The following is a 17225-nucleotide window of genomic DNA, read 5'->3' on the forward strand; positions in this document are numbered from 1 at the left end:
GCCGGGTTCCCGGCGCCGGGCCCTGCCCGGCGGGCCATGACTGTCCAGGGCCGCGCGGGGGACCGGAATCCCCCTGCCGGGCCACCGCCGGGGAAGTGCAGCCCATGCCATGGATGTCGCGCATCGCCTGCCGCGCCCGGCGCGCCGCGCGGGCGCTGGCCGTGCTGCCCGCGATCGTTCTGGCGGCCTGCGCGGGGCCCCCGGCGCAGGTAGAGCGCCCGTCCGGGCCGCCGCAACGGATCGTCAGCCTCGATTACTGCGCCGACCAGTACGTGCTGCGTTTCGCCGAGCGCGGCGCGATCGCGGCGCTTTCCCCCGATGCGGCCAAGCCCTTTTCCTACATGCGCGCGCAGGCCCGCGGCCTGCCCACGGCGCGCCCGCGCGCGGCGGACATTGCCGCGCTGCGGCCCGATCTGGTCGTGCGCTCCTACGGCGGGGGGGCGGACGTCGTGCCGTTCCTCGCCGATCTCGGCATCCCGGTGGTGCAGATCGGCTTCCCGCAGACCCTGGCCGAGGTGCGCGCGGAAGTGGTCCGCCTGGCCGATGCCCTCGGCGCGCCCGAAGAAGGGCGACGGGTCGCGGCAGCGATGGATCGCCGCCTTGCCGCCCTGCCCCCGCCCGCCGCCGGGCGCGCGCCGGCCGCGCTCTACATGACGCCGGGCGGCGTGACCTCGGGCGAAGGAACGCTGGTTCACGAGGTCCTGCGCGCAGCGGGGCTGGCGAACTTCCAGGACCGGCCGGGGTGGAACGCCCTCCCCCTCGAACGGCTCGCCTACCAGCGGCCCGACGTGATCGCGGCCGCTTTCTACGACGGCGCGACGGGGCAGACCGACCGCTGGAGCGCGGCGCGCCACCCGGTGGCCCGCGCGCAGCTGGCCGAACGCCCGGTCGTCGCGCTCGAAGGCGCCTGGACCAGCTGCGGCGGCTGGTTTCTCGTCGATGCGATCGAGGCGCTCGCCCGGGCCCGAACCGGGGTGAGCGAAGGGGCCACGCGGTGAAGGCGCGCACGAACATTGCCCTCGGCGCCCTCCTTGCCGGGGGGATTTTCCTCGCGCTCCTCCTCGGCTCGGTCGCCCTCGCGCCAGGCGCGGTGCTGGGCGCGCTTGCCCTGGGCGGGGAAGCCGGCGACGTGCTCGTCGTCTGGCAGATCCGCCTGCCGCGCGCGCTGGCGGCGGCCATGGTCGGCGCGGCGCTGGGGATGAGCGGCGCTGCGCTGCAGGGGCTGCTGCGCAATCCGCTGGCCGAACCGGGCATTCTCGGCGTCTCGGCCACGGCCGCGCTGTTCGCCACTTTCGTGCTGTTCTTCGGCCTCGCCGGCACGGGGCCGCTTGTCCTGCCGCTGGCCGCAGTGGCCGGCGCGCTCGCCGCGACCGTCCTGGTCGGCATTGCCGCGCTGCGCGCGCGATCGGCGGTCACGCTGATCCTCGTCGGGATCGGCCTGTCCAGCTTCTCCGCCGCGCTGATGGCGCTGCTGATGAACCTCGCGCCCAATCCCTTCACCCTGGCCGACATGATCAACTGGACCCTGGGCACCGTGGCCAATCGCAGCTTCGCCGATCTCGCCCATGCCGCGCCTTTCTTCGTCCTCGGCGTCGGAGTGCTCCTTGCCAGCCGGCGCGGGCTCGCGGCGCTGACGCTGGGCGAGGAAGCGGCCGAGGGGATCGGCCTCGACCTGCGGCGGCAACGGCTCGCGGTGATCCTGGGCGCGGGGCTGGCGACCGGGGCCGCGGTCTCGCTGGCCGGCGCGATCGGCTTCGTCGGGATCGTCGCGCCGCACCTGGTCCGCCCGCTGGTCGGCCACGACCCGGCCCGCCTGCTCGTGCCGTCGGCCCTGCTCGGCGCGCTGGTGCTCGTCCTCGCCGACATCGGGGTGCGACTCCTGCCGACCGATGCCGAGCTGCGGCTGGGCGTGGTCGCCGCGCTCGTCGGCGCGCCGGTCTTCGCCTGGATCGCGGCGCGCGGGGGACTGTCGCGATGAGCGTGCTGGAGGCGCGAGGCCTGTCGTTCGAGGCGGGCGGGCGGCGGCTGGTCGCGGAGGCGAGCTTTCGCCTCGCGCCCGGCACGCTGACGATGCTGATCGGGCCCAACGGCTCGGGCAAGTCCAGCTTGCTGCGGCTTGCCCTCGGCCTGCTGCCGCCAAGCGCGGGAAGCGCGACGATCGACGGGGCCGAGGTGCGCAGCCTCTCCCCCGCCGCGCGCGCCCGCAAGGTCGCCTACCTGCCCCAGACGCGCCCGCTGGCCTGGCCGGTCCCGGTGCGCGACGTGATCGCTCTCGGCCGCTTTGCCCACGGCGTCGCCCCCGGGCGGCTGGCGGCCGACGACGCCCGCGCGGTGGCGCGCGCGATCGCCGCCTGCCGCCTGGCGGGGCTGGAGGACCGCGCCGCCGATACCCTGTCGGGGGGCGAGCTGGCCCGCGTCCACCTCGCCCGCGCGCTCGCGGCCGAGGCACCCCTGCTGGTCGCGGACGAGCCGGTCGCGGCGCTCGATCCGCTCTACCAGCACGAGGTCGCGGCGCTTTTCGCCCGGGCCGCCCGCGCGGGGCACGGGGTGCTGACCGTGATGCACGATCTGGCGCTGGCTGCCCGCTATGCCGACCGCCTGCTGTGGATGAAGGACGGCGCGATCGTGGCCGACGGCACGGTGGAGGACACGATGAGCCCGGCGCGCCTGGCGGATGTGTTCGGGGTCGCCGCCCGGATCGATCGAAGCGCCGACGGCCTGGCGCTGGCCGTCACCGGCCCGGCCTGACCTGCGAAAGCCGCGCGGCGGCGGCGGCAACGATCGCGCGCCGCTCCCGCTCCGAAGCGGCCGCCCAGCGCCCGATCTCGTCCAGCGTGCGCCCGCCCCCCTCGCACAGCGCCCCGTCCGCCGAAACGCGGCAGACATTGCGGCAGGGGGAAGGAACCGGATCGACCATGGCCCGCCCCTGCGCCATCCGGCCTGCCGATGGCAATAGCCCGGCAGGCGATCGCCTCGGCGACAGGGGCGCGCTGGACGGCCCGCTGCCCTGCCGCGCGTCAGAACGTCTTGCGCAGCGAAAGCGTAACCTGGCGGCCCAGCGGATCAACCTGGTAGCGGGCGAAACCGGGCGCGGGACTGCCGCCGGACAGGGTGACCCGGCGATAGGTGTCGAACAGGTTCTCGACATCCAGCGACAGGCGCAGGTCGCGCAAGGCGCCGCCCGGTCCGCCTGCAGGCACGAGCGCGGCAGGCTCTACGAACAGGCCGAGGTCGATCCGCAGCGGCGGTCGATAGCGGTAGTCGGCCGCTCCGCTGACAGAGCGCACCCGCGCCGGGCTGCTCCAGCTTGCCTGCAGGTTCAGGCCCAGCGTCTTGCGTCCGGCGGAAGCCCGGGCCGAGAGGACGTGGCGCGACTGGCCATTGGCCGCGAGCCTGTCGATCGGCGCAAGCCCCGCGTGGGGCACGATCCGGTCCGCGATCTTCCACGTGTGGTTGACCGAGAGCGTGTAACGCACGGCCCCCGCGGCGGCGCCACCTGCCGGGTCGGGCAGGCGCACGGCAATGCCCGATGCCAGCTCGCGCCGCTCCGATCGCGCGAGGTTGATCGGGCGCGCATCGACCGCGACCAGGCGCCCCGCGGCATCGCGGGTCACGCGTTCGGGAAATACCGCCTCGGTCGCCGGCGTCAGGTCCGGGAAGGGCGCAACGCCGCCTTCGCTGTCGTTCCGGCGATAACGAACGTCGAGCGCGAGCACCGGGCTGCCGAGCGGCTGCAGGCGCGCGGCGAGCGACAGGCTTCGTCGCGTTCCCGGCCCCAGCGCGGGATTGCCCCCGGTGATCCACAGCGGCTCCGCGATTTCCTGCCGCGCGAAGTCGTAGACGCGCCGCACCGTTTCCAGCCGCGGCGCGCCGAGATCGTCGTTCGAAGGGACCGTCTCGCTGTGTTCGAGCGATCCCGACAGCCGCAGCGGCGCGAAGGGCGACCAGGTGAAGCCGGCCCCGTACTGCCGGCGCAGCGTGCTGCCCGAAGCGGCCCGGAAACCCGCCGAGAGATCGAGCGCGAGATCGCCGAGCGGCACGAGCCCCCCCTCCCCGCGGCGCGCGAGCGGCACCGTCAGCGAGATCTCGCCCGAAGCGCGCCGATGGGCGGTGCGGGTTGCGCCCGCCAGCGCGTTGCCGAGGCGATCGAGCGGGACGAACCGGCTCGCCGCGTGCGAGCCGTCGAGCGTGACGCGAGCGCTGACCGGCGCGCCCGAAAGCGCGAAGACCGGCTTCGCCGCACTCAGCCGCATGCCCAGCATGTCGCTTGCGGAACGGCTGCGACTGGCCCGCAGGAGGCTGCGCGACCACGGGCGGTAAGGGCTGAGCGAACCGCCCGGCCCCAGCATGGCGGCCACTCTCGCGGCATCGATCCCCTCTTCCTGCAAGGTGCGGCCCCGATTGCGGACGTAAGTCGCCGACAGGTTGGTGCGCCAGCCGGCGACCGGCCCCGACAGCGCAAGCGCCAGGGCCAGCGCGCGCGCCTCGTTTTCGCCCCGCAGCGGGGCGTCGCCGTCGAGCAGACGGGACAGGACGACGTCGCGGGCGAAAGGCGACCAGCGGCTTTCGGCGGGAAGGATGGTCGCGATCTCGGGCAGGCCGCGCTCGTCGACGGTCTTGCTGGCGGTCGCGGTCAGGCTGGCGGTGGCGCTGAAGGGGCCGAGCGGTCGCCCGAGGCCGAGCGTGACACTGAGGTTGCGCGTCGCGGGCAGGAGGGTCGCGTAGCGCGCCCCCTCCGCCGGGATGCCTGCGTCCTGCGCGGGCAAGAACGCCGGCAGCGCCGGGGTGTCGCGGCCGCTGGTGCGCGGCAGCGGTGCCACCGTCACGATCCTTCCGGCGAGCGCGCTCAGCGCCGGATCGATCTCCTCGCCTGCCAAGCCCCGGACGTGGCCGGCCAGGTCCACCGCCCCGGACGAAAGCTCGCGTGCGCTCTCGTGCAGCGGGCCATCGAACGACAGGCGGGCCTGGGCGTGCCAGCGGCTTTCGCCCGTGATCGCAACCTGTCCCAGTTGCAGTTCGCCGCCGTGGCGTCCGCCGCGCGTGGGCACGCGGCCCGCCAGTTCGGCCGAGCGCTGGACGAACGACGGCTTGAGCACGAGGTTGATCACCCGCTTGCCCGCCGGGTGCCCGTATCGCGCCGCGGCCCCCGGCCCGAGCAGGCCAAGCCGCTCCAGCGCCTCCGGCGGATAGGCGAGGATCGAACGGTCGAAGCCGACTTCCTTGCCGTTGACGAGGATGACCGGCTCCTCCCCCGACGGATCGACGAGGGGGCCGAGCCGCTCGAGCAGGTCGGAAATCGTGGCCGCGCCCTGCGCGGCGATTTCCCCCTCGCCGAGTTCGGTTTCCGCCGCCACGACCGCTTCCCCGCGGCGCGGCGCGATAACGACGATGTCGGCCTCCGGGCCGGCCGGGCCGTCGGCCTCCGCCGCATTCGCGGTGCTCGCGCGCTCCGCGAGCGGTCCTGCGCGATCGCGTACCGTGCCCTGCGCGTGGAGCGGACAGGCGACCAGCATGGCGAGGAGCGACATCGCCGCACGAGGCCCCCCGGCCCGGCAGATGGTCGGCCTCCTCATGATCCCGGAGATTGCCCCGATGGGGCCCCGATCGCCAGATGGGATCGCACCTGTCGCAATGGCCGCACGAAACTACCTTGCAAAAAGTGGTGCCGCGGCCCGGATATGGGCCGCGGCACGAGTCTAGGCCTGGTGAAGGCCCCGCGCGCTGGACAGGCGCGCGAGTTCAGGAGAGTGTGCCGACCACCGTGCAGTCGCCCGTGCCGGGATCGACTTCGGGAAGAACGGCGTTGACGCTGACGACACCGGCGCTGACCGTTCCGGTGAGATCGCCCTGGCAATCACCGGCCGTGAAAGTGGTGTCTGCGTAGACATCGTCGACGGTGAAGTTGCCGCCGCCTTGCGTGATGGTGTGCGGCGTATTGGGAAACTGCACGGTCGCACAGAGGCCGAACAGGCCGCCGGACAGGGTGAACCCGGTCACCTCGGTCGAGGTTTCGGGCGTGGGGCCGTTCAGGTCGGCCGTCGCGGTGCAGGTCAGCTGCGGGCCGGTGCCTTTCTGCACCTGCACCGTTCCCGAAATCGTCGAGCTCTGCGCCATCGCCGTCGCCGGCAGGGCGCAAAGCGCCGCGCCGGCCGCCATCAAAGCAAATCCTCTCATCATCCGTCTCCTCCAACTTTCTCGACGCCGGCCTTGTTTCCGGCGACTCCGGCGAACACCGAAGCCTAGGCACCGTACAATTACATGAACATCAATGTCAATTTGAGGTTGGGTGGGTTTGCCTTTGGGTCCATATCAGCCTGAGATTCCGCCTTTCTTTCAACTCCGTTTTCGGAACGAACAGCTGTCAGAAGCCCACCGTTGCCCGCAGGCCGATGATGCGCGGATCCAGCGTAAAGACATTGGCGGTAAGGCCGGTGTCGTCGCTGTTCAGAAAGAAGTCGGTGATCGGGGCGTCGTCGAAGACGTTCTTGACGTAAAGTTGCAGGGAGAAGTCGTCCCGCGGACGGGTCAGCGTGAGGGCGGCGTTCACGTTGTCCCATGCCTTCAGCCGGTCGATCTCGGTATTGTAGACCCGGGCATAGCTCTCGGATTGGCGGTAGTAGTCGCCTCGTAGCGTGAGCTGCCAGGCCCCCCCGTCGATCGGGATCGTGTACTGCGCGCCGATATTGAACGTCAGGTGCGGGGCATTGGGCAACTCGTTGCCCGAAAGGTCGGCGTAGAAGCCGCGCCCACCGTTCGGCGCGTCGGTCAGCGGATCGTATGTGAAGCCGAACATCGCGTAGAGCGGCAGGCCCTCCCTCTCCGGATCCCAGCTGCCGTAGCGCTGCGATCCAGCGCATAGCGATCCCAGGGCGAAGTTCGCCAGCCCACCGTCCGGGGGAGTGGCGAAGAAGCTGTTGAGGATGGTCTCCACCTTGTCGCGCGGCGCGATGCAGTTCGATGGCACGGCCGGCGAAGGCCGGATCAGTACCCAGTCCTCGTTCCCCTGGGTGCGGTTCATCACGTCGATCGATTGCTCGCCATCGCCGATGCGGGTCTGCAGGAAGCCGAGCGTGGCATCCATGCGGAACCGCTCAGTCGGGGCCCAGGCCGCCTCCAGTTCGGCGCCCCAGGTCGTCGCATTGAAGTTCTCGTTGAGCGAGATCCGGTCGACGATCTGCGAGACCTGGTAATCTTCGTAGAGATTCAGGAAAGCCGTCGCGTTGAGCGAGAAGCGCCCGCCGGCGAAGACGTTCTTGGTCCCGATCTCGAAAGCCGTCACGTACTCGGGATCGAAGTCGGCCGGTAAGGGCTGATACTGGATGACCTCGGGATCGACGTCGATCCGGGGCGGGTTGGTTCCGCCGGCCTTGTACCCGCGCGATGCCGAGGCGTAGAACATGGTGTCGTCGCTGAAAGACGTCGCGGGCCGCCAGTCGACCACGAAGCGCCCGGTCAGGGCATCGGATTTCAGCACGGTGTCCGGGAACTCGCGAAAACCACGGCTGATATAACCGCCCGAGATGTTACCGGTGCTCTCGCCGAACTGGTCTGCGCCCAACAGGAGCTGCGTGGGGATCGGCGTGGTCGTCTTCCTGTCTTCGGTATAACGCCCGCCGAGGGTCACCTTGAGATCGTCGGTCAGATCCCAATAAAGCTCGCCGAACACGCCCCAGGATTCGATCTCGACAACGTTCTTGCTGCGGAAATAATTGTGCCCCTCCCCGTCGATCTGCTCGATCGGATTGGGATCAACGTAAACGCATTCCCCCGGCACCGTTTCGGGTTGGGAGCAATCGATCGTTACAGCTCCCCTTCGATTGAGGAAGACCTCGGAGATATACGTGAAGATATTGCTCAGAACGTAATAATCGTCCTGCGTGTCGAAGTTGAGATAATTCGCTCCGACGTTGAAGTTCACGGGGCCGTCCATATCGGACGTCAGCCGCAGTTCCTGAAACCACTGCTCATTGTCAGACTGGCTGATGTCTACCGACAACCAGCGGTCCGACGGGCCCAGCTGAGGATCGGCGTAGACGCCGCCAGGCGTCAGCCCGCCATCGGGCAGCGGTGCGCCGCCCGGCGAGACGAGAAGTCCCGAACTGTCCGGAAAAATTGGTGCGGACACGAAGCGGTTGTAGTCTTGAGACGAATAGTACTCATCCTTCGCGTAGGTCGTCTGCGAGTAAAGGGAGAGCTCGCCGATATCCAGCTCGAGATTCAGCTGGAGAATATCGTTTTTGGCGCGAAAGACAGGATCGTAACTCGTCGCAATCTCGCGCAGATCACGGGATTGCACGACACCCCCGTAAGGGAACCGATCGAACGGAAACCCCTGGACCGGCTGCCCGGTATCGGGATCGTAGCCGGCTATCTGTACGCCCGCGGCAAAGATCTGAGAGGAGCCCAGCAGGTTAGGTGCACCGAACGCGGCATCGTCGTAAAGACTGGCATCGAGGCAGCCCTGGCTCAGCTTGGCCTGGATGTAGTCGAACGGGACGGTCGTATCGCCGATCTGCGTCGGTCCCGGATCGCGGGTGCAGAGCTGCTTGCCGGTGCGCGAGCGATTGTCGTCTTCTTCGAAATGCTGCCAGATGAAACTCGCGCGGAAATTGTCGGTCGGCTCCCACGCGAGGGAAAGCCGTGTGGACCACAGGTCGCGCCCGTTGACCCGCTTGTTGGTGAAAGTATTGAAATCGTATCCGTCGCGCTTGGTCATCATGCCGGCCGCCCGCACGGCCAGCCTGTCCCCGAGCGGAACATTGACATGCCCGCCCAGGCGACGGGTATCGAAGCTGCCGGCCTCCGCCATGACCTCGCCGCCAAATTCGGAGAATTCCGGCATCGCCGGGATCATGTTGACCACGCCCGACGTGGCATTGCGGCCATAGAGCGTGCCCTGGGGGCCGCGCAGAACCTCGATCCGTTCCATGTCGAAGAACTCGGATTCGAACAGGCGATTGCGGATCAGCGGGATGTTGTTGAAGCTCACGGCCACGGCGGGATCGCTGGCCGCCGAAATCGCCTTGGTCCCGATCCCGCGGATCGAGAAGTTGTACATGCTGAAATTGCTTTTCGAGAAATTGACGTTGGGCACCGCGCGCAGCAGTTCCGATCCGCCTTCGATCTTGTAGTCGTCGAGCGCCTCGTTCGAGAGCGCGGTAATGGCGATCGGCACGTCGATCAGCCGCTCGACCCGCTTCTGCGCGGTGACGATGATGACCGGGCCGGTCGTTTCGCCGGCTTCGGCCGTCGGCGCGGAGGCGGAGGCGGGCGAGCCGGCCGGTTCCTCCTGCGCGTGGGCGGCCGATGCGCCCCCCGCGATCAGAGCCAAAGTGCTGCAGGCGCAAAAGCAACTACGGGCAATCCGCATGATGTCCTCTCCCTTGTCGATCGCGAACCGTCTGTCCGGATTCGTCGTCGTTCTTCCCGCGCCTTGTGTAATCTAACTGACATTGATGTCAATGTATGGCGTGCGAATGCTCCGCTTCCGAGGCTTTTGCCCCGCGCGGGGCCCGCGGGTCGCGCAGGCCCGGTCATGCGAATCGCCGCGAAGGCGCGTACCGACACGCGCGCAGCGACGCGATCGATTCACCGGTCAAGAAGAGGAGGAATGGTGCCGCTTACGTGACTCGAACACGTGACCCCATCATTACGAATGATGTGCTCTACCAACTGAGCTAAAGCGGCACTGATCGCGGGCCTTTATCGGCACTGCGGGCGGCCCGCAATGCCTTGCTTCGCGAAGAGTGGAGGCCCGAGCCGGAATCGAACCGGCGTGCAAGGATTTGCAGTCCTCTGCGTAACCACTCCGCCATCGGGCCTCGTCCCCTTGCATCGGCGGAACGCAAGGGGAAGCGGCCCCCTAGCGGCTCGGCCGCGCCAAGGCAATCGGTTAGGTGCAATCGAGGCACGCGGACCCCAAATCGCGTCCGCCGCCCCGCTCGGGCACGCGAACCGCCCCGCCCCGGATGCCCCGACGGGACCTGCCGCGCCCTTTCCGTTACGTCAGTCTGGACCCTGCCTGACGATTACGTAAAGCTGCCGGGCATGAGCATATCCAGCCTGATCGATCCCGTCCCCGCCGCCGGCGGCCCTGCCAACCTTTCGCAGGCGGAGGCCTGGATGCAGGGCCGCACGCTCTATGGCGGGGCCCTGGGGCTGGTCGCCTATACCGCCGCGGTCCGCGCCTTTCCCGACCTGCCGCCCCTGCGCGCGGCGCAGATCGGCTTCGTCGCACCGGTGGGCGGCGAGATCGAGCTGCGGCGCGAGATCGTGCGCCAGGGCCGCAACGTGGCGCAAGTCCGCAGCGAGATCTGGACCGGCGGCCAGTGCGCGCTGACCGCGCTGTGGGTGTTCGGCACCGCGCGCGAGCCCAATGCCGTCCACCCTGCCGCCCCGCCGGCGAACTGGCCCGGCGATCCGGAAGCGGCCGAGCCGGTCATGGTCGATTCGGGGCCGGCCTTCATCCGCAACAATTTCGAACTGCGCCGCGCGCAGGACGAACGCGGCCCAGGCGCGCCCGTCGTGCGCCGCTGGGCCCGCCTGACGCAGCGCGACGTGCTGGACCCTGTGTCCGAACTGATCCTGATGGGCGATGTCCTGCCGCCCGGCGCAATGCGCGCGATGCAGCGGCAGGGGCCGGTCAGCTCGATCAACTGGTCGTTCAACCTGCTCGACACGGCGCCCACGACGCGCGACGGGTGGTGGCTGTCGGAAAATGCCAGCCAGCACGCCGACGACGGCTATTCCTCCGAACGGTTGCGGCTGTGGAATGCCGAGGGGCGCCAGGTGCTCGACGCGATGCAGGCGGCCGCGATCTTCGGCTGACGCCCCGGTTCAGACGTCGGCGAAATTCGGGGCGCGCTTTTCCATCCCGGCCATCACCGCCTCCACCTGGTTGGGGGTGCGCATGACCTTGTGCTGCTCGATGCTTTCCTCGACCAGGATTTCGTCCGTCGGGCGGTCGGCCATGGCGGCGAAGAGACGCTTGGCCGCACGGATCGCGTGCGGGCTGCGATTGCCGATCTCCCCGGCGATGGCGGTCGCGCGCGCCACCGGGTCGGCATCGCAATGGGTGGCGAGGCCGAGCGCGAGCGCTTCCTCGCCGCTGAACTCGCGGTTGGTATAGACCAGCTCGCGCAAGTGATCGTCGCGGACCAGCCCGCGCCAGAGCGCGAAACCGCCCATGTCGGGCACGAGGCCCCACTTCATTTCCATGATCGCCATGCGCGTATCGGGCGCGACCACGCGGATATCCGCCCCGCTGGCGATCTGCAGGCCGCCGCCGAAGCACACCCCGTGAACGGCGGCGATCACCGGGACCGGCAGCTTGCGCCACTGGACGGAGACCTGCTGGAACAGGTTGGCATTGCCGTGGGTCCGCGCCGAGAGCGGCGGGGCATCGGGATCGGGCAGCTTGCCGAAATTCGACAGGTCCAGCCCGGCGCAGAAGGCCCGCCCCTCCCCCGAAAGGACGACGGCGCGCAGGCCCTTCATGTCGTGGAGCGCCTGCCCCGCCTCGATGATCCGGGCGAACATCTCGGGGTCGAGCGCGTTCATCTTGTCGGCACGGATCAGCCGCACCTGGGCCACGCCGTCGTCACCCAGTTCGATCGAGACGCGTTCGTTCGCCGCAAAATCCATTCGTCATCCACCTGCCGCCATTTCGTTGCCGGCATCGTCGCGCATGGGCGCGGGGCTGTCCAGCGCTTCATGCGGGCGGCGCAGCAGATAGCCGCACCCCGGAACGGTCGCGATCAGCCCCTCGACCCCGACCGCGCGCAGGCGGGCGCGGATCCGGCACACCGCCACCGCGACTCGGTTGGTCTGGGGATCGAAGTCGAGCCGCCAGACGTGGCGCAGCAGGTGCGCGCGCGGCACCGGGCGACCCGGCCGTTCGGCGAGGTGCCAGAAAACCGCGAACTCGCGCGGGTGCAGCCGCAACCAGCGCCCGGCGACATGGGCGTCGCGATGGAACAGGTCGAGCGTGACCGGCCCCACCTGCATCGCGCGGGGCAATTCCCCCGCCGGCGCGTCTTCCGCACGCCACATCAGGCGCGGCCCCGCGTTGCCCGCGAGCGAGCGGGCCGCCAGCCAGTTTCCCGCAGTTCAGGCCTTCGCCGGCCAGCCAGCCACCCCGGCGGCGTCCGCCCGCCGATCGTCGAACCCGGTCTCATGAACCTTCGCGAAGCCATGCGTTCCCCCAGCGACCCGGCCATTCCCTCGCCTCTCGGGCAAGGGGCTAGGAAGCGCGCCTGCGTGCGGTCAACGCAAGGTAGGTCCGATTTCAACCCTTCGCGCCGGTCGGAGGGCCTTCGCGGCGTTGCGGCTCAGCCGGTGCCGGCGGCGGCATTGATGCCGAGCGAGGAGAAATAGCGTTTCACGTTGCGCGCGGCCTGGCGCAGGCGTTGCTCGTTCTCGACCATCGCGATCCGCACGTACCCTTCGCCCTCCTCGCCATAACCGACCCCGGGCGCGACGGCGACGTCGGCATGGGTCAGCAACTGCTTGGAGAACTCCAGGCTGCCCATGTCCTTCAGGGCCGGCGGCAGCGGGGCCCAGGCGAACATCGAGGCGCGCGGGGCCGGGATATCCCACCCGGCGCGGCCGAACGCCTCCACCATTACGTCGCGCCGCTTGTGGTAAAGCTCGCGATTGCTTTCGACGATGTCCTGCGGGCCGTTGAGCGCGGCGCAGGCGGCGGCCTGGATCGGGGTGAAGGCGCCGTAGTCGAGATAGGATTTCACCCGGCTCATCGCCGCGATCAGATCGCGGTTGCCGACCGCGAAGCCCATCCGCCAGCCGGCCATCGAATATGTCTTCGACATCGAGGTGAATTCGACCGCAACGTCCTTCGCCCCCTTCACCTGCATGATCGAGGGGGTCGGGTTGCCGTCGAAATAGAGCTCCGAATAGGCGAGGTCGGACAGGATCCAGACCTTGTTCTCCTTCGCCCAGGCGACGAGCCGCTCGTAGAAGGCGAGGTCCACCACTTCGGCCGTGGGGTTGGAGGGGTAGTTGACCACGAGGACGCTGGGCCGCGGGACGGTGAAATACATCGCCTTCTCGAGGCTGCGGAAATAGTGCTCGTCCGGGGTTGTCGGCACCGACCGGATCGTGGCCCCGGCGATGATGAAGCCGAAGGTGTGGATCGGGTAACTCGGGTTCGGCGCCAGCACGACGTCGCCCGGCGCAGTGATCGCGGTGGCGAGGCTGGCCAGCCCTTCCTTCGATCCCATCGTCACGACCACTTCGGTCTCCGGGTCGAGATCGACGCCGAAGCGCCGGCCGTAATAGTTCGCCTGGGCGCGGCGCAGGCCGGGGATGCCCTTGGACTGCGAATAGCCGTGGGCATCGGGCTTGGCCGCGACTTCGCACAGCTTCTCGATCACGTGGGCGGGCGGCGGCTGGTCGGGATTGCCCATGCCCAGGTCGATGATGTCCCGTCCCGCGCGCCGCGCCGCGTGCCGCATCGCGTTGACTTCGGCGATCACGTAAGGCGGCAGGCGCTTCATGCGGTAGAATTCGGTATCCATCGACCTCTTTCTCGATTGCGGGGCGTTTCTCGATTGCGGGGCGGCACGCGGGTGCTGTTCAGCCGGGCTGATGCCAAAACCCTAACCGAATAGCGGTCGCGGTGAAATGCGCTTTTGGCTATCGTGGCCGCAACCGCGACTTCGACGGAGCGCCCCGATGCCCGATACGCACGATCCCTTCGCCGCCGCCCTGCGGATGCAGGGGGAGGTGATGCGCGCCGCCATGGCCGCTTTCGCCGGGTCGGGCAGCGCCGGGGCAGGATCCGCCGCCGACGACGACGGCGACAGCGACGGCGAACCCGAGGGCCGGGACGCGATCGCGCAGTGGGGCCGGACCGCGCAGGAGCTGCGCGCGATGTGGCTCGATTTCGTCGAGGAACGGCTTTCGGGACGGCCCGACCCGGCCAACCCGCTCGATCCCGCCGCCTGGATGCAGATGGCCGGGCAGTGGCCCGTTCCGCCCCAGGCCGATCCGGCCGCGATCGAACGGATGATGGACGACGGCCTGGCGCTGTGGCGCGCGATGGCCGGGGCCATGCTCGGCGAGACGGCGGAGGGCGGCGACGGGCCGCCCGAAACCGCGCTGCCGCGCACCGATCGGCGCTTCGCCGACCCGGCCTGGCGCGAACATCCCGCTTTCGCCCTGCTGCACCAGACGTACCTGATGCTGGCCGACTACCTCGTCTCCGCGGCGGACGAGGTCGAGGGTGTACCGGCCGAGCGCCGCGAGCAGCTCGCTTTCGCGACCCGCGCCCTGCTCGACGCGATGAGCCCGGACAATTTCGTCGCCACCAACCCGGTGGTGCTGAAGCGCACCGTCGAGACATCGGGCCGGAACCTCGTCAAGGGGATGGGCCACCTGATCGCCGACTTGCGCCGGGGCCAGCTGACCCACACCGACCCGGCGGCCTTCACCCTGGGCGAGAACATCGCCGCGACCCCGGGCAAGGTGGTCCACGAGACCCCGCTCTATCAGCTGATCCAGTACGACCCGGCGACGAAGGACGTGCTCGCCGTGCCGCTGGTGATCTTCCCGCCGTGGATCAACCGTTTCTACATCCTCGACCTCTCGCCGAAGAAGAGCTTCATCAAGTGGGCCGTGGACCAGGGGCTGACCGTGTTCGTGGTGAGCTGGAAGTCGGCCGACGCGACGATGAAGGACGTGGCCTGGGACGATTACATCCGCGCCCAGGCCGAGGTGATCGACCACGTTCGCGCGCGGCTGGAGGTGCCGGCCGTGCACGCGATCGGCTATTGCGTCGCCGGCACGACGCTGGCCGCGACTCTCGCGATCCTTGCCCGCCGGGGGCAGGCGGACAAGGTCGCCAGCGCGACGTTCTTCACCGCCCAGGTCGATTTCGAGAAAGCGGGCGAACTGCGCGGCTTCATCGACGGCGGCCAGCTGGAGATCATCGGCCGCCTCGCTCCCGAAGGCTATCTCGACGGGCGCTACATGGCCGCCACGTTCAACGCCCTGCGCGGCCGCGACCTGATCTGGAACTACGTCGTCAACAACTACCTGCTGGGGGAGGATTACCCGGCCTTCGACCTGCTGCACTGGAACGGCGACGTGACGAACCTGCCCGCGCGCTGGCACGGCGATTACCTGCGCGACCTCTACCGCGACAACAAGCTGGTGATCCCCGATGCCCTCGCGGCCGACGGGACCCCGATCGACCTGACCCGCATCGCCGTGCCCGCCTTCATCCAGGCCGGGCGCGAGGATCACATCGCGCCCGCCGAAAGCGTCTGGCGCGCGACCCGCCACTTCCGCGGCGAGACGACTTTCGTCCTCGCCGGCAGCGGGCATATCGCCGGGGTCGTGAACCCGCCGGCCGCGAATAAGTACCAGTACTGGACCGGCGACAGCCGGGCGCCCTCGCTCGACGCCTTCATCGAAGGCGCGACCGAGCATCCCGGATCGTGGTGGCCGCACTGGCTGGACTGGCTGAAGGGGCACGGCGACGCGCGGGTGCCGGCGACCGGCAAGCGCAAGCCGGGCGGGCGCGGGGACAGGACGATCGAGGACGCGCCGGGGCGCTACGTGCGGATGCGCTGAGGCCAATCCGTCTTCACCGTGGCTGGTCCGGAAGGGATCTGCGCGCTTATTGTGCACTGCACAAAATATCCTTGACTTCGGCGCGCATCCACCTATTTTGTGCACCGCAACATTACCGACGCATTGGCCGGGCACAATGCCCGCAGGCAGAGGGCCGGCAGGCAGAGGAAGGATCGTCATGGCGACACGCGATGAAGCCAGCAGCGATGCTGCAGCCGCGAAAGCTTACGCCGAAGCCGCGGCGCGCAAGGCCGATGCAAGACCGGAAGGCGAGCCCGCCCCGCCGGCCGGAGACAAGAGCACGACCGCGATGAAGACCGATACTGCCGAAGCGACGGCCGGGAAATCCGCCCCCGTCCAGGCGAAACCCGCCAGATCGAAGAACGGCGGCGCGAAGAAGAAGAAGGCAGCCCCCCGGGCCAAAACCGCCGCCAGGACTGTCGCCCCGAAGAAGAACGCCGGCAAGGCCGCCGCCCGCAAGTCCGCGACAAAGGCCCCCGCCCGCCCCCGAACGAAGGAAACCGACATGGCCAAGACCCAGACCAGCACCGATTACGCCGCCCAGATGAAGGAAGGCCTCGCCGAGCTCCAGGCCCGCGCGCAGACCGCTTACGAGAAGAGCGCCGAATACGCCGTGGAAGCGCGCGAGTTTTCGAAGGGCAACCTCGACGCGATGGTCGAATCGGGCAAGATTTTCGCCGCCGGCCTGCAGGATATCGCCAAGGCCACGATGGAAGACAGCAAGGCCGCGGTCGAAACGATGACCGGCGACGCGAAGGAATTCGCCGCGGTCAAGTCACCGACCGATTTCGTCCAGCTCCAGGGCCAGATCGCCAGCCGCAATTTCGACGCCGCGGTGGCGCAGTTCTCCAAGGCGACCGAAGCCTGGGTCAAGCTGGCCGGCGACGTTGCCGCGCCGCTTTCCAGCCGGGTCAGCCTGGCGATGGAAAAGGCCCGCCCCGCGACCTGATCGCCGGGACGCGTCCTCTCGCGCCCGGCGCGAGCGGGCACCGGACACGACACGGGCCGGCCAGCTCCACCGCTGGGCCGGCCCGTTTCGCTTGGCGCCGGGGGCGCTGCACGTTAATCGCCCGGCAACCGCCGCGCCCCACAATCGCTCCCCTGCCTGCGTGCGCGCCACTTGCGAATGCCGAATGCGATACGATATTCACTGCCTGATGCCGATCGACCGCGAAATCCTGCACCCCCTGCCCCTGCGCCCGCTCGGCGCGGACCCCGGCGATTCGGATGCCGGCGACGGTGACGGCGAAGGGCAGGTCGGGATCGCGACGCGAACCCGCACCAGCCCCAAGAAGCCCAGCCAGTACAAGGTGCTGATGCTCAACGACGATTACACCCCGATGGAATTCGTCGTCATGTGCCTGAAGCGGTTCTTCCGCATGGACCTGGAGCAGGCGACCCGCGTCATGCTGCACGTCCACCAGCGGGGCGTCGGCGTCTGCGGGATCTTTCCCTATGAAATCGCCGAGACCAAGGTGAACCAGGTGATGGATTTCGCGCGCCAGAACCAGCACCCGCTGCAGTGCACGCTGGAAAAGGCCTGATCCGCCACCGCGGCGCGGCCGCCGGTCGGGCGGTTGGGGCATGACCGGCGGGCAGTTTCGCGCTAG

General features: G+C 69.3%; 14 protein-coding genes and 2 tRNA genes. 7 read left to right on the forward strand and 9 right to left on the reverse strand.

Translation table 11 applies throughout. The features are described 5' to 3' along the window. The first annotated feature begins 104 nt into the window (after positions 1-104). From T8T98_RS12295 to T8T98_RS12305, 3 genes are read left to right on the forward strand one after another with little or no spacing between them, the layout of a single operon-like run. Complete coding sequence (locus T8T98_RS12295; RefSeq protein ID WP_251104981.1) at positions 105-998, forward strand: ABC transporter substrate-binding protein; 894 nt, start codon at positions 105-107, stop codon at positions 996-998. After that, a complete protein-coding gene (locus T8T98_RS12300; RefSeq protein WP_251104980.1) occupies positions 995-1978 on the forward strand; it encodes a FecCD family ABC transporter permease in 984 nt (327 codons plus the stop codon). The genes T8T98_RS12295 and T8T98_RS12300 overlap by 4 nt, the downstream gene beginning before the upstream one ends. Then, positions 1975-2748, forward strand: a complete 774-nt coding sequence (locus tag T8T98_RS12305) for an ABC transporter ATP-binding protein (protein WP_251104979.1) — start codon at positions 1975-1977, stop codon at positions 2746-2748. The genes T8T98_RS12300 and T8T98_RS12305 overlap by 4 nt, the downstream gene beginning before the upstream one ends. Here T8T98_RS12305 and T8T98_RS12310 read toward each other — a convergent pair. From T8T98_RS12310 to T8T98_RS12335, 6 genes are all read right to left on the reverse strand, one after another. After that, a complete protein-coding gene (locus T8T98_RS12310; RefSeq protein WP_322295682.1) occupies positions 2732-2935 on the reverse strand; it encodes a DUF1289 domain-containing protein in 204 nt (67 codons plus the stop codon). The two genes, T8T98_RS12305 and T8T98_RS12310, sit on opposite strands and share 17 nt — an antisense overlap. Positions 2936-3017: 82 nt before the next feature. After that, a complete protein-coding gene (locus T8T98_RS12315) occupies positions 3018-5573 on the reverse strand; it encodes a TonB-dependent receptor (protein ID WP_251104977.1) in 2556 nt (851 codons plus the stop codon). A gap of 166 nt (positions 5574-5739) precedes the next feature. After that, entirely contained in the window at positions 5740-6156 is a 417-nt protein-coding gene (locus T8T98_RS12320; RefSeq protein WP_251104976.1) for a hypothetical protein, read from the reverse strand. A 205-nt stretch (positions 6157-6361) separates the two neighbouring features. Next, positions 6362-9331, reverse strand: coding sequence for a TonB-dependent receptor (locus T8T98_RS12325; protein WP_251104975.1), 2970 nt, complete (start codon positions 9329-9331; stop codon positions 6362-6364). Positions 9332-9611: 280 nt separating this feature from the next. Beyond that, positions 9612-9687: transfer RNA gene (locus T8T98_RS12330), tRNA-Thr, on the reverse strand. Between the two features lie 60 nt (positions 9688-9747). Then, positions 9748-9821, reverse strand: a tRNA-Cys gene (locus tag T8T98_RS12335). Positions 9822-10047: 226 nt separating this feature from the next. Here T8T98_RS12335 and T8T98_RS12340 point away from each other — a divergent pair. Beyond that, complete coding sequence (locus T8T98_RS12340) at positions 10048-10827, forward strand: acyl-CoA thioesterase (protein WP_251104974.1); 780 nt, start codon at positions 10048-10050, stop codon at positions 10825-10827. Between the two features lie 9 nt (positions 10828-10836). Here T8T98_RS12340 and T8T98_RS12345 read toward each other — a convergent pair whose 3' ends face one another. The 3 genes from T8T98_RS12345 to T8T98_RS12355 form a co-directional block, all read right to left on the reverse strand. Continuing rightward, positions 10837-11643 carry a crotonase/enoyl-CoA hydratase family protein gene (locus T8T98_RS12345; RefSeq protein WP_251104973.1) on the reverse strand — a complete coding sequence of 269 codons (807 nt, stop codon included), beginning with the start codon at positions 11641-11643 and terminating at the stop codon, positions 10837-10839. Positions 11644-11646: 3 nt separating this feature from the next. Then, positions 11647-12051: a winged helix-turn-helix domain-containing protein gene (locus tag T8T98_RS12350; RefSeq protein ID WP_251104972.1), complete on the reverse strand. Its 405-nt coding sequence runs from the start codon at positions 12049-12051 to the stop codon at positions 11647-11649. A gap of 278 nt (positions 12052-12329) precedes the next feature. After that, positions 12330-13535 (reverse strand): LL-diaminopimelate aminotransferase, encoded by a 1206-nt coding sequence (locus T8T98_RS12355; protein WP_160734263.1) that lies wholly within the window; start codon positions 13533-13535, stop codon positions 12330-12332. A gap of 157 nt (positions 13536-13692) precedes the next feature. Between T8T98_RS12355 and T8T98_RS12360 the strand changes: the two genes are divergently transcribed. The 3 genes from T8T98_RS12360 to clpS all read left to right on the forward strand — a co-directional run bounded on the left by T8T98_RS12360 (position 13693) and on the right by clpS (position 17159). Further along, positions 13693-15594, forward strand: a complete 1902-nt coding sequence (locus T8T98_RS12360) for a PHA/PHB synthase family protein (protein WP_322295683.1) — start codon at positions 13693-13695, stop codon at positions 15592-15594. 178 nt (positions 15595-15772) lie between these two features. Continuing rightward, entirely contained in the window at positions 15773-16564 is a 792-nt protein-coding gene (locus tag T8T98_RS12365; RefSeq protein WP_251104970.1) for a phasin family protein, read from the forward strand. Between the two features lie 208 nt (positions 16565-16772). Then, entirely contained in the window at positions 16773-17159 is a 387-nt protein-coding gene (gene clpS, locus T8T98_RS12370; protein WP_251106046.1) for an ATP-dependent Clp protease adapter ClpS, read from the forward strand. Positions 17160-17225: the final 66 nt, after the last annotated feature.

The organism is Pelagerythrobacter marinus, from assembly GCF_034375205.1.
In the GTDB taxonomy this organism is placed as follows: domain Bacteria; phylum Pseudomonadota; class Alphaproteobacteria; order Sphingomonadales; family Sphingomonadaceae; genus Pelagerythrobacter; species Pelagerythrobacter marinus.

Bases quoted from the DNA above. Each gene is read 5' to 3' on its own strand.
- T8T98_RS12295 (WP_251104981.1), top strand. From the start codon at position 105: ATGCCATGGATGTCGCGCATCGCCTGCCGCGCCCGGCGCGCCGCGCGG.
- T8T98_RS12305 (WP_251104979.1), top strand. From the start codon at position 1,975: ATGAGCGTGCTGGAGGCGCGAGGCCTGTCGTTCGAGGCGGGCGGGCGG.
- T8T98_RS12310 (WP_322295682.1), bottom strand. From the start codon at position 2,935: ATGGCGCAGGGGCGGGCCATGGTCGATCCGGTTCCTTCCCCCTGCCGC.
- T8T98_RS12315 (WP_251104977.1), bottom strand. From the start codon at position 5,573: ATGAGGAGGCCGACCATCTGCCGGGCCGGGGGGCCTCGTGCGGCGATG.
- T8T98_RS12320 (WP_251104976.1), bottom strand. From the start codon at position 6,156: ATGGCGGCCGGCGCGGCGCTTTGCGCCCTGCCGGCGACGGCGATGGCG.
- T8T98_RS12340 (WP_251104974.1), top strand. From the start codon at position 10,048: ATGAGCATATCCAGCCTGATCGATCCCGTCCCCGCCGCCGGCGGCCCT.
- T8T98_RS12345 (WP_251104973.1), bottom strand. From the start codon at position 11,643: ATGGATTTTGCGGCGAACGAACGCGTCTCGATCGAACTGGGTGACGAC.
- T8T98_RS12350 (WP_251104972.1), bottom strand. From the start codon at position 12,051: ATGTGGCGTGCGGAAGACGCGCCGGCGGGGGAATTGCCCCGCGCGATG.
- T8T98_RS12355 (WP_160734263.1), bottom strand. From the start codon at position 13,535: ATGGATACCGAATTCTACCGCATGAAGCGCCTGCCGCCTTACGTGATC.
- T8T98_RS12360 (WP_322295683.1), top strand. From the start codon at position 13,693: ATGCCCGATACGCACGATCCCTTCGCCGCCGCCCTGCGGATGCAGGGG.
- T8T98_RS12365 (WP_251104970.1), top strand. From the start codon at position 15,773: ATGGCGACACGCGATGAAGCCAGCAGCGATGCTGCAGCCGCGAAAGCT.
- clpS (WP_251106046.1), top strand. From the start codon at position 16,773: ATGCCGATCGACCGCGAAATCCTGCACCCCCTGCCCCTGCGCCCGCTC.